The following is a 15348-nucleotide window of genomic DNA, read 5'->3' as shown; positions in this document are numbered from 1 at the left end:
GGATGGAACCCTCCTCCAAGTTCTTGGCGGTCAACAGATGGTCACTCATCGGCCTGCCCTGGCTCGCGGCGCTCGCACTCATCTCGCTGTTTCTGTCCCGGGCAGGGATCGGCGTCGGCGCGTTGTGGATAGCGGCAGCTGTCGCTGTGGTCTCCTGTGCCGCCGGTTCCGGTGCACTGCACACGAACCGACAGCTTCGCCTCACGCCGCATCCCCGCGGTTCTTGGTGGATGCGATGGGGGCTTATCGGTCATGGTGGCGCGCTGGCTGCATGTGCCCTCGCACTCAGCATCGGACCGCGGTCCTGGCAAACAGTCACACTGCTGGCTGCCGGAATACTCTATTGCACCCTGCTCACCGCCTACTTGCCTTTCCTCCCTCACGGCTTCTTGCTCACGGTGGTCTCCCTCGTTGTCACCGCCGGGGCAGCCTCAGCTCTTCTCTCCTTCGGCACCGCTGGGTACGTGCTCACGTACGGGGTGCTGTTTTCCGGAGCAGTATTCCTCACCACGTGGTTTTCGCGCGCCATGATTGAAACCGAGCGTTCGCGTCGCCTGGAATCACAGTTATCTGCCGCCGAGGAACGGCTTCGGCTCTCCCAGGACCTGCACGACACCATGGGCCAGCATCTCGCTGCGCTGACTATCAAGACGCAGCTCGCCCAAGCGCTCGCCGCGCGCGACAATCCCCGCGTTCATCAGGAACTCGCTGAGCTGTATCAGCTCACCCAGACCGCTGCCTCCGATATGCGTCACGTGGTCAACACCTACCGCACACCGAACCTCGGTGCCGAGCTGACCAACGCACAGACCGTGCTCACTGCCGCAGGCGCGGACGTCACCGTCCAGGGCTCCGGCGAGGACATCCCGTCTGAGCTGCGTGACACCGCCGCGTGGTTCCTCCGCGAGGCAGCCACAAACGTTCTGCGGCACTCCCAGGCCACACGGGTCACCATCACTGTGGGCCCCACGGGGGTTACTGTGTCCAACAACCAACCACAATCCTCCGCTCGGCCGGGCACGGGCCTGGAGGGCCTGCGACGCCGCGCAGCCGCACACGGCGCTTACCTCGTTGTGGAACAGAACTCGGAGACCTTCACGGTCTCACTTAAGGTGGATGCATGATCACGGTTGCTTTGCTGGATGACGAAACTCTCGTTGCCAATTCTCTCGCCACACTGATTGGGCTCGAAGAGGACATTGATGTCGTCCACGTCGCCTACTCCGCTGCGGGCTTTCTGAGATGGTGGAAGAATGCCGCTGCGCTTCCCGACGTCGTCGTGACCGACCTCCAGCTCAGCCACACACGCGACAACGATGATGAACTCGACGGTATTGCTGTGGCAGAGCACATCGCCGCCCGCGTCGTTGTCGTCACCAGCCACGCACGCCCCGCTGTGGTCAAACGCGCCCTCGCAGCCGGGGTCCTGGGAATTCTGCCAAAGACCGCCTCTGCAGAAGACTTCGCCGCCGCCATCCGCGCAGCGCACGCCGGAAAGCGCCACGTAGACCACGACCTGGCGGCCGCAACCATCGCTGCCGGGGACTCACCACTCACCGAGCGCGAAGCAGAGGTCCTAGCCTTGGCCGGGCGTGGCCGCTCCATCGAGGCCATCGCGGAAGCTGCGCATCTTGCCCCCGGTACAACCCGCAATTACATATCCTCCGCCATGACAAAGACTGGAGCGGAAAATCGCTTCGAGGCCTATACCATCGCCACCGAGCGCGGCTGGCTGTAACTGCGTGGCGTATTAAGTGCTACCAGCCGCTGTAGCCCACGCGGTCCCAGCGCGCGTTGCTCTCTAACTCACCAGCGTCCGCCGTCCCCGCGCCGCGGAACACGTCTCGGGCGTCAGGATCATCAGCGAGGATGAAGCGGAACCACGCGGTAGCATAACCGTCCCCGAACTCTAAAACGTCCTTGTGGTCCGCACCCAGGCGACGAGCAATGACTGCCGGACCACCAGCTGATTCATAGTTCTCCTGCAGGTCTTTCCACGGGCTAACAAACAAGCGGTCCGAACGGCCATCACTCGTCATCAGGAAAAGCGGCGATTCTACGTCGGCGGTGTTGTAGTCCCATCCATTGGACCGCGCCACCTTGTGGGACGCCGGGCTCGCCGCATACACAGCTGCTACCTCCACGTGGGCCGCAGCGTTGATGGCGCCCGCACCGCCCTGGGAGTGCCCGAAAATGCCGACCCGTGATCGATCCACTCGGGGATCCAGCTCTGGCAATCGCTCAATTAAGTGAACGACATTCTCCCCTGTTCCGGTATGGGGAGTCTCATCACCGACGACCACAAAGCCCCAACTAGCCAAGTGCTCCGCCACGGGCAGGTAGCTGCTCAACGGCGTATTCGTGCCATTGGCCATGACCACCGCCGGAAACGGTCCCGTACCAGTCGGCGCCGCAACGGTCACGTCGCCGTCACGCCGCACGTCGACCTCGTGTGGACCCTCGCCCGCAAACGATGCTTCCAGCGGGCCACCTGTCTCAGCGCTGTATCCGGCAGCCACGCCGTCATCACCGGTCACGCTGTCTGCGTCTACCCACTGCATGAATCCCACAAACCCGACAAACGCCACCACCATCACGGCCGCCACAGACACGGCACCAATTACCAGCTTTTTCATGCACAACATTGTGTTCTTCGCGCGAGTAAAAGGCACTAGCGCTAGCACTACTTTTTCCTGTAGACAGCGCGCGACATCTCACCGCCCGACCAGCGCCGCTGGATAAGAATCAACGAGCGCACACGCCTCATTCCGCCCCAGTAGAGTAGACGCCATTTAGCCCACCTTCCCCACCAATCAACTGGAGATTTCCTCTTGGCCCACTTTTCTGCCCGCCAGCTCAAGCGCTTCATGGGATTCTGGCCACCCTTCTTGGGCGCCGGCATAAAGATCAAGGAATTCGCTGATGATGGCACCCGCGTCGTCGTCAGCCATACGCCAAACATGCTGACCAAGAATGCCATGGGCGTTGCCTTCGGCGGCACGCTCTCCGCCATGACGGATCCGTTCTTTATGCTCGCTTCCATGCACCGCTTGGGCAAGGAGTACCGCATCTGGGATGCCGCTGGTGAGATTAAGTACCTCAAGCCCGGCCGCGGCACGGTCACCGCCGATATGCGCATTCCCGAGGAGACCTACGCGCTCATCGAAGAAAAGACGGCCCACGGCGAGAAATACCTGCATTGGTTCGACGTGGACATCCTTGATGAGGAAGGCGATGTCGTCGCCCATGTGCGCCGGCAGGTGTATTACCGGCGCAAGCAGCAATAAGCAGCGAGTGCGAAACCTGTATATGTCCGCAGACGCTGGCTAGTGACGCAAGATTACCGGGGGATTTTCCCAAAATTCTTGCGCGTGTTTACCTGGTATTTTGAAGCCATTTTGAGCACACCGGGAAGATTTGTGTTGTAGAAGGCCTCGCGCCCAACTATTCTTGCGGGCACTGCGTCAACCCGACAAGGATAAAGCTGGGTTCCCGAATGGGAGTAGGGCTTCGGCCTGAGAATTCCTTTGCTCCGAGGGTTGGCGTTTTGCTTTGAGACTTAGGCTTAAGGGACAAGGGCCTGACCCCCGGAAAGTAGATACGTCGGGGGTTAGCTATGCTGCTTGGGTCAGTGTAGCTGATGTGAGTGCTTCAAAGGTATCGGGGGCTAGAAGGTTGCACCAGGAGTGCCGTCTGCGCGTGTTGTAGCGCATGCACCACCGGAAGACTTCTTGGCGACAGCTGATTGGATTGTCAAAGACTTTCCGATCACGCAAGACTTCACGTTTTAAGGTGGCGTTAAACGATTCTGCCAGGGCATTATCGGCACTCGTTCCCACCGCTCCCATGGATTGGCGCACACCAAGTTGGGCGCAGTGGTCCCTAAATGCCTGTGAGGTGTACACACTGCCATGATCAGAATGGAAAATTGCCCCAGTAAGGTTTCCGCGGACTTTGCTGGCATGAGACAAAGCTTCGATAACCAGAGATACCCGCATGTGATCGGCTAGCGCATGACCAACGAGCTTGCGCGAGTAGACATCGATGACTGTGGCAAGGTACATGTTCTTGCCGCCCTTGCAGGGCAGGTAGGTGATGTCGCCTACATAGACGTGGTTCGGCCTGTCAGCGGTGAATTTGCGGCCTACTAGATCTGGCATGACTCGGTGACCAGGCTTGCGCCTAGTGGTGATGCATCGACGCCGTTTGGTAAAGCCTTTTAGCCCCATGGATTTCATGATGCGTGCAACCTTCTTGTGATTTATCGGGCCGAAGTCCATATCGTCGTTGAGGCTTGCAGCGATGCGTTTAGCACCATAAAGCCCGTGCTCATCATCGAAGATGGTCTTGATTCTTGTACCAATAAGAGCATCAGAGCATATCTTTAACCTGCGATTTTCGCGGGTGTTAACCCATTTGTAGAACGAGGAGCGATTGAGCTTTAATACGTTGCACATCCGCTTGACCGAGTGGGGTGAATCCAAGACATAGCGGACCAAGGACAACCACCGCCCTCCCGAGCCTAAGGCCCGTGAAAAGTACCAATAAATTTAGAAAACTGGTTCTATTCCCGTTTATATTCACTTAGGGTAGTCTCCCTTTTGAGGCAATCCCGCCTCATTTCCTCTCTCAAGGGAGACTGTTATGCCCCCCAAAAAGCGCACTCGGCAGTTTGCAGCGCTGCTGATTGCCTCTCCTCTGAGCGTTTCCGTATCTAACTCAGCCGTTGCTTCCGCAGAAGAATTCCAAGACCACGGCGCCAAGGGAGGCTTTGCTTCCGGTGTGATGGCCGAGCTACTCGGCGAGGCAGCACCAGCCTTCACAACCTACTGGGCATCTGTCGGCCGGAAAGTTCGCTACCCTGCAGGTGGCGGTACCTGGGAGTACGGATTCTGGGACGCTAAGGCGCGTTCTTATTTCACCGTGAATCGGTGCCATACTTCGACTGTGACCGTCGACGGCAGAACGCAACGAAGCATCAACACCCGCGGCGGCCAGAAGTCGATCGCCGAGCTTTGGGCAACGAATTTGCCGGGCACTAAGGACAGCTACTACTACAACTTCTGCTAGAACTCATGCGCATTCGACCCCTAGTACTTGGGCTTTTGAGCCTACTTCTTGCTGCAGTCATCGCGACTACTGGGTGGCTGCTGACAGCCCTGGTTGACTCCACCAAGCCCTTGTCCTTAGGGGTCGAATCAACCTTTAGTCTTGACTATGTCGAGCCTAAGACTTCACTCGCGGAGGAACTTGAGTCCGACTACGCACCGACGGTAATCCGTAACTCACTGGTTTCATTGGCCGAGCAGAACGGCTACTCCATCTACCGGCTGACTGGCACCGATGACGCAAGCGGGACTTCCCACGAGGTTTTCATCCCGCTGGAGCAGAATTATCCAGCACCGGAACGCATTCCCCGGCTCAACCGGCCGGATGCCTTGAGCCAAGCGGCCAGTGAGCTTGGGTCGCTGGATTACCACGGTGACTACGTCTTGGTTCCCAAAGCAACGGGTGGCAATGCGAACCACTTCTACGAATCGGCCAGGAATGACGGGCTCAGGCTAAGCGAAAAGACGCAGTTCCTTCACCTCATCCAATCGGTCGTATTCCGCCTGCCCGCGTTGGTGGCGATCCTGTTTCTATTTGTCGTTTCCCTTTTTGCCCTGGTATTTGTTCTTCGGGTTTCCGGTCTTAGATTGGCAGCGCTGCGCACAATAAATGGCGGGCACCGCAGTCAAAAAGGCAATTGGCGGCAATGGACCTTTGTCATCCTCCCGCACCTAGTTCTCATTGGCCTTGCGAGTACATTCCTCGCCCGCCAAGGGAGCTATTCTTTTGCCCTCCTGTTCCTCAGGTTCTACGCCGCCGGGATAGGCTTGGCCCTGGCTACCACCGGTTTGGCCGTAGCCGTCACCGCCCCATTGTTGCGCCGCGCAGTAGCGCTGCTGGGGCAGCGTGCCCCCGCAGAGAAGGCGGCGGGAAAAGCGCTGAAAGTAATTTCGGTCTTTACCTGCGTGACCTTTGTAGCAGCGGGTCTTAGCTCAGCGGCTGCGCTCCGCTCCTACCAGCAGGAATCCGAGGCCCAACAGACCTGGAAATCTCTCGCGGAGTTTGGAGCCTTGCATTTTTCAGCCAACTTCGACGGCCCTGCTGGCCGCGTGGAAGAAGGCGAGCTCTTGCCGCCCAGTGTGCAGCAGAACTTCCGCGACTTCGCGCTCAGCTGGGAACGGGAGCACGGGGCTGTCCTCAGCCATACTTTGCCGAAAGAAGCTACCGGTGTGCCGGACTCCTGCCCCGTGGCACTTGCCAACCGCCAATGGCACGATCTGCAGGATTATCAGTTCCGTCCCGGAGACGACAACCACTCGGTCGACTATTCCGCAGCCCAAGAGCATTTCGCAGCTTCCGTGGATCTGTGGGCTCAGGAATCCGGCGACCTGCTCCTTAAATCTGCGCAAATTGGTCCGGTCAGTGCCGATCATGCGGTCGGATTCATTAGTGGAACAATGTCGGGGGAACTGGTTCCCGGCGATTGTTTTTACGTGCTTGAAACGGACGATCTATCCGGCTTCGACGCAGACTTCCTAAGCTCCACAGCTTCGAGTAAAAATTTGCTCTTCGCGGATTTCTCGGAACTGGGTCCAGAACTTACCGCTGCCGGCCTCGAAGGCTACGTGTACCCGGTACACGCGGCCGATCGCGGTCTGGCCGAACTAGTAGCCAACACGGCGCTGTTCTGGCTGAGTATCCTGAGCGCCCTCGGAGCTTTGCTCGCCACGCTTGCGGCCTTGATAGTCCAGGCGCGCATCCAGCTCCGAGTTCACCGTCGCCTCCTGGTACTCCTCCACAGCGCTGGGCAATCACCGGACAAAACGATGTGGCGACTATTCAAAAGCCAACTGGTCAGCCTGACAGTTGTCGTCATATTGTCCGTCCTGGCTCCGCTACTGCTTCCCAACCCGTTCCTCTACACCTTCACCGCGCTAAGCTGCCTTGTCTTAATCGTCTACCTCGGTTTTGTCCGTCTCAGTATTTCTCAGCACATGTCCGCCTCCCCTAGGAGTCACAATGTCATTGGCTAGCCCCAATCAGTCCCCCACTCTGCCGCCGGAGATTTCCACCTCTCATCTCTGTCTCGCCGCGGAATCGACCTATTCTGCGGGACGCAGCACGCGGACGGTGAAGAAGTCCCTCGTGGAAAATGCAACGTTTTCCCTACCCGGGCCAGGCTTTGTCGCCATCTGTGGAGCCAGCGGTTCCGGAAAGACTTTGCTGCTCAACACCTTGGCCGGGCTCCTGCCGCCGGCGGACGGCCTCCTCCGGATAGACGGTGAGAATGCCTCCGCGTGGAAGATGAAGCGGAGGCGGAGGTTCTGGCGAGAACGCGCAGCGATAATCCACCAAGACCACGGAATCATTCCCGAACTAAGCTGCGAAGATAACCTCACCCTCGGGCTATCCAGGAAGCAATACTCCAAAGAAGAATTGCTGCATTCCCTCGGCGAAGTCGGTCTTGATGTCCCCTTCGACGGGCCGGCAGCTATTCTCAGCGGAGGCGAGCAGCAGCGGCTGGCGATCGCCCGAGCCCTGCTCCGCGGCGCGGCTTATGTGTTCGCTGACGAGCCGACCGCCTCCCTCGACCCCACTAACCGCGACCAAGTTATCGCGCTCCTGCGGCGAGCTGCGGACGGGGGCGCACTCGTTCTGGCCGCCACGCACGATGCCGCAGTTATTGCTGCCGCTGACAGCACCTTGCGCATCAATGATCGCCAGGTCACAGTCTCCGGCTCTGCGCGGGATTAAATCGCGATGCCCGCGGCCTTGGCCACCTTCCGGTACCCGGCCGCATGGTCCGCGACGCTGGCGTGGGCGTTGAGTCCGCTGGGGTTGTCGAGCACAAACAGGCGGGTGCCCTCCCACGGCGAGTCCTGCTCCCCGATGGCCGCCTTGGGCAGGCTAAAGGCCTTGCGGTAAGCGGTAATTCCCAGCACGGCCACGACCTTCGGGTGGTGTTTGCTAACGATATCGTCCAGGCGTGCCGGGGCCTGGCGCAGCTCGTCGGTGGTTAGCTCATCGGCGCGGGCGGTGGCGCGCGGAACGAGGTTGGACACGCCGATGCCACGTTCTTGCAGCTCGTCAAAGTCGGCGTCCGCGTAGCCGCCCGAGGCATCGAACTGGTGGGCAGTCAACCCAGCTCGGAAAAGGGCCGGATAGAAGCGGTTACCCGGGCGGGCGAAGTGCGCGCCGGTAGCGGCGGTCCACAGGCTCGGGTTGATGCCGACGAACAACAAAGGAACCGTCAAGAACCTTGTTTCGGCCCTCCTGCGGAAACTCGATGCGAGAGACCGCACAGCCTTGGCCCTCACGTTGTACAAAGCCCTAGGCGACTGGCCTCAGGGCTACAAGCCTTGCAGCGCGCCTCGGCTGCCTATGCATGAGAACGAAACTCCTGGAGCGTCCAGGAAAGACGCTCTCCGGAGCGTTCCTCGCCGAGACAGACCCGTAGTCATTAGTTCGCCGGTGGTTTGCCCCAGTCAGGGCGCTTGGTTAGGTGCCACGACCCGCACGAGGGCATTCGTAGATCCGCAGCGGCCCTGCCCGTCGCGACCGTTTCAGTGCTACATGCACGGCGTCATTATAGTGCTCGTATTCGCGTTTACCAGTTTCGGAGCACAGTACGCGTTCGACTGGCGGCTTCTTCGACCTCCTCCGATGTGCTTCATCACACAATGATTCTAAACTTCAGGTGTAACTGGCTCCTGTAGGTGACTGATGATGGTGGCAGCAACTACGAGCGCTGCGGCACCGAAGACTCCACCGGCGACCGCGACGGCTGTGTGGAAGCCTGTGAGGAACGCTCCACTGGCGACCATTTCGCCGAGGACTGCGACGCCGACGACGCTGCCGGTCTGGCGGGCGGCATTGATGACTCCTCCTGCAATGCCGACATGTTCCGGCGGGGCCGAGGCCACTGCGGCCGAGGTCGCGGCCGGCATCGCGAAGGCCATCCCGAATCCAGCCGTGAAGGTCAACACCGCGACCACCACGTAAGGGGTTTCTGCGGTGAGCAGCACGAGGCTGCTGAAGCCGATCGTGCCGACTACCAGGCCGGTGAGCATGGTGGGGAACGCGCCCCACCGGGCGACGGCACGGCCGCCCAGCGGTGACGCGATCACGGCGCTGCACGCCTGTGGTGCCAGCGCGAGGCCTGCCAGCCACGGCTCGTATCCCAGGTACTGCTGGAAGAAGAGGGAGAGCACGAAGAGTTGTCCGAAGAAGCTGATGTTGAGCGCGAGCCCTACCATTGCGGCCACGGAGAACCGGGCACGAGTGAACAAGGCCATCGGCAGCATCGGGTCCGGGTGTCGTCGCTCTGCGATGATGAACAGGGCGAGGAAGACGCCCCCGGCGATCAGCACGGCTACCTGCCAGGGTGACCATCCGTGTTCGCCTGCGGTGATGACTGCATAGGTTACTGCCACCAGCGTGAGCACGGAGAGCACCTGTCCGGGTAGGTCCACCCGTCTCACGCGACTGCCCGTGAGCGCGGGAATTGCCCACAAGGTGAGCAGACAGCCGATAGCGATGATGGGGAGGTTGACCCAGAACACCGCCCGCCACCCGATCGTCGACACCAGCGCTCCGCCCAGGACCGGTCCGATCGCGGCGGCAACACCTCCTGCGCCGCCCCACAGCCCGATGGCGCGTGCTCGTTCCTTCGGATCGTCGTACACAGCCGACAGCAATGCCAGAGAGCCCGGCACGATCGCTGCCGCGCCCACGCCCTGGACGGCGCGACCAGCGACGAGGAACCCGCCTGTGGGAGCGAGGGCGCACACGGCCGAGAGCACAGCAAAGACCACCAGGCCAGCGAGGTAGACCCTGCGGGCCCCGAGACGGTCGCATGCGGCCCCAGCTGTGAGAAGGAACGCGGCGAACACGAGGGTGTAAGCGTCGACGACCCACTGCAGTGAGCCCACCGTCGTGTCGAGGTCAGTGCCGATCTCGGCGAGGGCGACATTGACGATGGTCGTATCGAGCATGACGATGAAGAAACCGAGGAGGGTCGCGACCAGCGCCGTGCGCCGATGCGCGGTCATACGCGAGACTCCAGCGAAGCCTCGGCGGGCGGGTGGCCGAAGTAGGTGCGCTTGCTCAGGTCTTGATCCCAGGTCCGGTAGGACCGGTCCAGCAGTGTCGGCAGCACCAGATCGAACAGGCGCCAGGACGCGGCGAAGTGCATGTCCCGGATCTCCCTGGCCGTCTCTCCCCTGGTGAGCGCGAGGAGTTGCTGGGCGACGACTTCGGCCTTGTTGCGGCCGATCGTGTCTCGCCCGGCGCCGTACTGGCGTTGCACGTTAGTCAGGTCGAAGTGGTCGGGATCGGCCAGTTTCAGGTTGAGTGCGCCCATGCGCACCAGGCGGGCGGCTGCGGCACCGCCGATGTCCCCGGTGCCGACGATGCCGATCACGGCATCGCGCAGCCGTGCTTGGCGTTCACGCTGTTCCTCGGTGGTGTCGCCGAGCCAACCCAGGTTGCGGTCAACGCGTTCCCAGTAGAAGTCCTCATCGTAGTGCCCGCGTAGCCGTTGGCGGCCCCCGTTCATCGCGATCGCTCCCTTCGTCTCCTGATGCAATGAATCTGGTGAGTTCAGACTACGTCTGCGATTGTTCGGTCATCACCGAACAGTTCCGGGTACATACTGGAGGCATGGTTGCGCGCGTGTTTCCTGAAGCGGTCCCGGATATCTCGACAGTCGCGTCGGCTCTCGCTGACTCGTCGCGGGCGGCCATGTGTGCTGCGCTCATGGACGGGCGGGCCTGGACGGTTGGTGAACTGGGGAGGTACGCGGGCCTGGCCCGGTCGACGGCGAGCGAGCATGTTGACGTGCTCGTCACCCACGGTCTCGTCCACGACATTCGGCAGGGCCGGCACCGCTACATTCGCCTGGCCGGGGAAGACATCGCACGAGTGGTCGAGAACCTTGGCGTGGTCGCCCGCTCGCCCCTGCCCACTCCTCACAGCCTCAGCGCGTCACGGGCGAATGCGAACCTACGTGAAGGCCGCACCTGTTATCAGCACCTCGCCGGTAAGCTCGGGGTGAGCCTGGCTGAACAACTGGAAGAGCACGAGTTCATCGACTCGCACTGTCAGGTCACTAATCAAGGTCATCGCTTGTTCATACAGTGGGGTGTGCCCCCGAAGATGCTCGACACGGGCAGGTCGTGCATGGACTCCACCGAACGCCGCTTCCACCTCGCCGGCCCTCTCGGCACGGGAATCTGCAAGACTCTGCTGGATAAGGAATGGCTTTCCCGCAGGGGTCGTACCCGGGCCGTGCGTCTCACTCCCGCCGGGCGGGCAGCGCTCAACGACGCGGGGATCTCCCTCAATGGGTCAAGGGCTTAGCAACATCTGGAGTTGTCATGTAGGTTAAACTTTCTCTTTCGTTCGTCGGAGACTCTTTCAAGACTAATGGCTAACGGATAGTTTTCCGGTCCATTACACACAACCAAATGACGGGTGTTCTTCTAAAGTTCCGAACCAAAATCTTCTTCTTTGCACCTCACCCTAAGCTTTTCAGTCGGGCACTTAAATTATGTTCCTTGTCGCGATGCCAAGCTCAAAAAGAACAAAGCCGAGGCCCAGCACACGACACCGAAACGCAACCTTAGGACCCAGCCCCAGGACCTAAAGACACATACGGCCGAGGTCTCACCACTACCCCCGGCACACCATCACAGCGACTTTGATACGCAGGCCGATCACAGTACCGATTACCGTCACGCTGCTTATTCGCCGAGCCCCGTTACCCCATCACTCCCACGCTAGGACCACTACCGGCCACACAGGCGGCACAACAGCGAGATCTTTCAGTCAATTATGTAGCGCACTACACCACACGCAAAGCACACAACCCATCCGAAGACGGGCCAAACACCCGGCCACAGCTATAACCTCACCCCGCCTCTCCACACCAGTGCACCCGCTGCACACCGCACCCCAACAGCACCACTAAACAGCCTATTTCCCATGCTCACGCGCCTATAGGGCACACACGTGACTTCACTTCACATTGTGCATGGACTGCACGAGACTCATGTTCCACCCGGTGTTCCATGCAGCGTTCCGACTGGTGTTCCAAGCAGCGTTCCAACTGGTGTTCCGGCACCCGTTATAGTCCATTCGCCGTAGCACCGTTTAGCCACCGTCCGGCGCTAGATCACGATACTTCGCGCGGGCTGTTTTTAGCCCATGTGGATCGAATTTGGATCTTATTAGCGCTCCGGCATGGGTACACGTAACCCCCGGCTAACCGTTAGTGCAGGTAGCCGGGGTTTAAGGTGGAGCCGCCTGCGAGAATCGAACTCGCGACCTTCTCATTACGAGTGAGATGCTCTACCGACTGAGCTAAGGCGGCACGGTGCAGTGTGTATATGCACCGCGTAAAAGTTTAGCCTAGCCCTGGGGCAAGAAAGAAATCGGGCTACCCTCTGCAGCACTCGCGCAGTACACGAGCGGTACTCGCGCTGGTTAGCGCGCACCGCACGCGAGGCGCAGGCGGCCCACCATCCCGTCGTAAGCCACCTGCGGGGTGACGTTCTGCGGCAGCTGCTCGCGGCAGGTGCGGATGGCGGACTGGGCAGCGAGCAGGCCGTCTTCGCTGACCCGCTGGGCAAGTTCGCCGGCCAGGCCCGCGAAGTCCGGGTGGGTCATCTCCACCTCGGCGCCGACTTTGAGCATGAGGGCATCGCGATAAATGCCGGCAAGATCCACGAGGGCGATGTCGAGGCCGTCGGCGATGCGTCGCTTAGCGCGCTTCTTGTGGAGGTCCTCCATGTCCTTCAGGGCACTGCGGGCGTCACGCTGCGCCTTCGTCGCGCCCTTGCCCTTGGCGCCGACGCCGAAGGATTGCTCAATCTTGGTGCGCTCCGCCTCTTCGGACGCGGAGTGGGAGTCCTTGGCTTCCTTCTCAATGAACTTCAGCAGCGCGGTGACGGACTGGAAGGCTTGGGAACCGTGGAAGACGTCCTCGGCCAAGTTGATGGCCATGGCCCGGCGCTTCTGCGCGCCTTGGTCCTGGACCAGATGCCGCGCGCGGCCCACGTGCTGCAGGGTACTCACCGCAGCCAGGTGGGCGTCGGCTTCGTTAGCACCTTCGGCGACGAGTTGCTGAACCACGCCCTCCACGCTCGGCGCCGGGATATAAAGGTGGCGGCAGCGCGAGCGCAGGGTGGCGGAGAAATCCTCCGGATCCTCCGAGGGGGCGACCATGACGATGACGGTGCGCTCCGGCGGCTCCTCCACGGTTTTCAACAGCGCGTTGGCAGCCTCGTTACGAAGGCGGTCCGCCTTGTTGAAGATGACCACGCGCCACGGAGCCACGCTGGGCAGGCTGGCCGCGCGCCCGATGACCTCGCGCGCCTCGCCGACGGTGATGAACTGCTCCTGCGGGTCCACGTACACCAGGTCGGTATGCTCCTGGTTCTCCAGCACGCTGCGGCACGACGGGCAGCGCCCGCAGCCCGGATCACCGTTCTCGTCAGCGGAGGTGCACATGAGTGCGGCCGCGAAACACTGCGCCGCCAGGGAGCGCCCGGCGCCGGGAGGGCCGGTAAACAGCCAGGAATGGCTCATGGCGCGCGGGTCCCCCTCACCCCGCGCCGCGCGGGCGGCGCTGAGGATGGTGTGGGCGACCGAGGGGGCGCTGGCAAGCCTGTCGGCAACGCTGGAGGTATTCACTCGCTCTAGCCTACTGGGATAACTAGAGTTGTTAATCATGAACAGACTGATGCGTGGCGCCCGCTGGTTGTGGAGCACCCAATGGCCGATGTACGCCGCGCTCGTCTTGGGCGCCAACATCATCGGCGCCATCGCGATTATGACCTTCGTGGTCTTCTTCCTCCCTATGCCGGAGATTTCGGAGTTCATCTCCGATACCCCGCACCTATGGACCTACGGTTCACTTTTCGTCCTCTTCGCCGTCATTATCGGCATTGCGGTGACGCTGCGCATCTTCCGGCCGGTATTGGATTGGCAGCGCAACCCCACGGCCCACGACCCCAACATGGTGCGCAACCTCGTGCTGCGCATCCCCATTTACCAGGCTGGGGTGGCCGCTCTGGTGTGGTTGCTCGGCATCCTCTTGGCCGTAGTCCTCGCCAGCCAACAGTCGGCACGCCTGGGAATCGTGGTGGGTGTGTCCTCCACGCTGGCCGGCGCGCTGGTGGTGCTGCTGACCTACCTGCAGGCTGAGCGCCTCGTGCGCCCCGTGGCCGCGGAGGCGGTGGCGCGCCGCTTCGAGGATTCCACCCTGGAGCCGCCGATTAAGTACCGCCTGCTCTACACGTGGGTGATGACCTCCGGCATTCCGTTGGTGGGCATCGTGCTGGTCCTGCTGGGCCAGCAGGAGGGGCTGTTTAGCCCGGATACGGCCGATATCATGCCGGCCATGATCGCTCTCGCCGTCACCGCAGTGGGCACCGGGCTGATGGGCACCCTGTTCGCCATCATGAGCGTGGTGGACCCCATCCAGGAGCTGCAGGACGCCATCAACCGCGTGCGCCGCGGCGAGTCCGACGTGCAGGTGGATATCTACGACGGCTCCGAGCTCGGCGTGCTGCAGGCCGGCTTCAACGAGATGATGCGCGGCCTACGCGAGCGCCAGCGCGTGCGCGATATCTTCGGCCGCTACGTCGGCGCGGAGGTAGCGCAGCGCGCCCTAGAGGAGCGCCCAGAGCTGGGTGGCGAGGACCGCAAGGTGGCTGTGCTGTTTATCGACGTCATCGGTTCCACCACCTTCGCCGTCAACCACACTCCGGAGGAAGTCGTCGAAGAGCTCAACAAGTTCTTCGAGCACGTCGTGGAGGTGGTGCACCGCAACAAGGGCATCATCAACAAGTTCCAGGGTGATGCCGCCCTAGCCGTCTTTGGCGCGCCACTCACGGTCTATGACGCCAACTCCATGGCGCTCCAGGCTGCGCGCGAGCTGCGCCAGGAGCTGCGCGGTTTGCAGCTGCAGGCGGGCATCGGCGTGGCCGCAGGTCACGTGGTAGCCGGCCACATTGGCGGTGCGGACCGCTTCGAATACACCGTGATTGGTGACGCCGTCAATGAGGCCGCGCGCCTGACCGAACTGGCCAAGGACACCCCGGGCCAGGTGCTCACCAACTCCTCCACCCTGCGCGGCGCCAACGAGGCGGAGCAGGCGCGCTGGACGCTCATGAAGTCCATTGAACTGCGCGGACGCCGCCGCATGACGCAGCTGGCGCGCCCCATCCGCCCCACGTTGGCCGAGCGCGCGCAGGGATAGCAGCGCCGAGGCACGAGTGCAGGGCCCGCAAGGAT

The 15348-nt window shown here is 61.5% G+C and carries 13 protein-coding genes, 1 tRNA gene and 1 pseudogene; 8 read left to right on the top strand and 7 right to left on the bottom strand.

The window, feature by feature from the left end; genetic code table 11:
- Window positions 1-2 precede the first annotated feature (2 nt).
- Both ACKFR8_RS10180 and ACKFR8_RS10175 read left to right on the top strand, forming a co-directional pair.
- Window positions 3-1124, top strand: a complete 1122-nt coding sequence (locus ACKFR8_RS10180; protein WP_408929973.1) for a sensor histidine kinase — start codon at window positions 3-5, stop codon at window positions 1122-1124.
- Window positions 1121-1738 carry a response regulator transcription factor gene (locus ACKFR8_RS10175; protein ID WP_408929972.1) on the top strand — a complete coding sequence of 206 codons (618 nt, stop codon included), beginning with the start codon at window positions 1121-1123 and terminating at the stop codon, window positions 1736-1738. Before ACKFR8_RS10180 ends, ACKFR8_RS10175 begins: the two co-directional genes overlap by 4 nt.
- 19 nt (window positions 1739-1757) lie before the next feature.
- Here the strand turns inward: ACKFR8_RS10175 and ACKFR8_RS10170 are convergent, their stop codons facing one another.
- The gene (locus ACKFR8_RS10170; RefSeq protein WP_257157850.1) at window positions 1758-2636 is read right to left on the bottom strand and encodes a hypothetical protein; all 879 of its coding nucleotides are present in this window, start codon (window positions 2634-2636) and stop codon (window positions 1758-1760) included.
- A 195-nt stretch (window positions 2637-2831) separates the two neighbouring features.
- Between ACKFR8_RS10170 and ACKFR8_RS10165 the strand changes: the two genes are divergently transcribed.
- The gene (locus ACKFR8_RS10165) at window positions 2832-3287 is read left to right on the top strand and encodes a DUF4442 domain-containing protein (RefSeq protein ID WP_257157849.1); all 456 of its coding nucleotides are present in this window, start codon (window positions 2832-2834) and stop codon (window positions 3285-3287) included.
- Window positions 3288-3614: 327 nt separating this feature from the next.
- On the opposite strand, the pseudogene ACKFR8_RS10160 reads toward ACKFR8_RS10165, so the two are convergent.
- A pseudogene (locus ACKFR8_RS10160) lies at window positions 3615-4493 on the bottom strand (IS3 family transposase); the annotation flags it as partial.
- Window positions 4494-4644: 151 nt separating this feature from the next.
- Here ACKFR8_RS10160 and ACKFR8_RS10155 point away from each other — a divergent pair.
- From ACKFR8_RS10155 to ACKFR8_RS10145, 3 genes are read left to right on the top strand one after another with little or no spacing between them, the layout of a single operon-like run.
- The gene (locus ACKFR8_RS10155) at window positions 4645-5070 is read left to right on the top strand and encodes a lactococcin 972 family bacteriocin (RefSeq protein WP_257157848.1); all 426 of its coding nucleotides are present in this window, start codon (window positions 4645-4647) and stop codon (window positions 5068-5070) included.
- 5 nt (window positions 5071-5075) lie between these two features.
- Entirely contained in the window at window positions 5076-7082 is a 2007-nt protein-coding gene (locus ACKFR8_RS10150; RefSeq protein WP_408929971.1) for a hypothetical protein, read from the top strand.
- On the top strand, window positions 7069-7803 hold the full coding sequence (locus tag ACKFR8_RS10145; protein WP_408929970.1) for an ATP-binding cassette domain-containing protein: 735 nt from the start codon (window positions 7069-7071) through the stop codon (window positions 7801-7803). The genes ACKFR8_RS10150 and ACKFR8_RS10145 overlap by 14 nt, the downstream gene beginning before the upstream one ends.
- Here the strand turns inward: ACKFR8_RS10145 and ACKFR8_RS10140 are convergent.
- From ACKFR8_RS10140 to ACKFR8_RS10130, 3 genes are all read right to left on the bottom strand, one after another.
- Window positions 7800-8303: a mismatch-specific DNA-glycosylase gene (locus ACKFR8_RS10140; RefSeq protein WP_257157845.1), complete on the bottom strand. Its 504-nt coding sequence runs from the start codon at window positions 8301-8303 to the stop codon at window positions 7800-7802. The two genes, ACKFR8_RS10145 and ACKFR8_RS10140, sit on opposite strands and share 4 nt — an antisense overlap.
- Window positions 8304-8735: 432 nt before the next feature.
- Window positions 8736-10100, bottom strand: coding sequence for an MFS transporter (locus ACKFR8_RS10135; RefSeq protein ID WP_408929969.1), 1365 nt, complete (start codon window positions 10098-10100; stop codon window positions 8736-8738).
- On the bottom strand, window positions 10097-10606 hold the full coding sequence (locus tag ACKFR8_RS10130) for a HesA/MoeB/ThiF family protein (protein ID WP_408929968.1): 510 nt from the start codon (window positions 10604-10606) through the stop codon (window positions 10097-10099). Before ACKFR8_RS10130 ends, ACKFR8_RS10135 begins: the two co-directional genes overlap by 4 nt.
- A gap of 29 nt (window positions 10607-10635) precedes the next feature.
- On the opposite strand from ACKFR8_RS10130, the gene ACKFR8_RS10125 reads away from it, so the two are divergent.
- Window positions 10636-11409 carry an ArsR/SmtB family transcription factor gene (locus tag ACKFR8_RS10125; RefSeq protein WP_408929967.1) on the top strand — a complete coding sequence of 258 codons (774 nt, stop codon included), beginning with the start codon at window positions 10636-10638 and terminating at the stop codon, window positions 11407-11409.
- A gap of 936 nt (window positions 11410-12345) precedes the next feature.
- Here ACKFR8_RS10125 and ACKFR8_RS10120 read toward each other — a convergent pair.
- Window positions 12346-12421, bottom strand: a tRNA-Thr gene (locus ACKFR8_RS10120).
- Window positions 12422-12534: 113 nt separating this feature from the next.
- Window positions 12535-13782: a DNA polymerase III subunit delta' gene (locus ACKFR8_RS10115; protein WP_408929966.1), complete on the bottom strand. Its 1248-nt coding sequence runs from the start codon at window positions 13780-13782 to the stop codon at window positions 12535-12537.
- On the opposite strand from ACKFR8_RS10115, the gene ACKFR8_RS10110 reads away from it, so the two are divergent.
- The gene (locus tag ACKFR8_RS10110; protein WP_408929965.1) at window positions 13781-15313 is read left to right on the top strand and encodes an adenylate/guanylate cyclase domain-containing protein; all 1533 of its coding nucleotides are present in this window, start codon (window positions 13781-13783) and stop codon (window positions 15311-15313) included. The two genes, ACKFR8_RS10115 and ACKFR8_RS10110, sit on opposite strands and share 2 nt — an antisense overlap.
- Window positions 15314-15348 lie beyond the last annotated feature (35 nt).

Origin of the sequence: Corynebacterium axilliensis (genome assembly GCF_046097495.1) — a bacterium.
Lineage (GTDB): Bacteria > Actinomycetota > Actinomycetes > Mycobacteriales > Mycobacteriaceae > Corynebacterium.
Note: the sequence above shows the minus strand (reverse complement) of the source record. Positions and strands in the feature narration are given on the sequence as shown.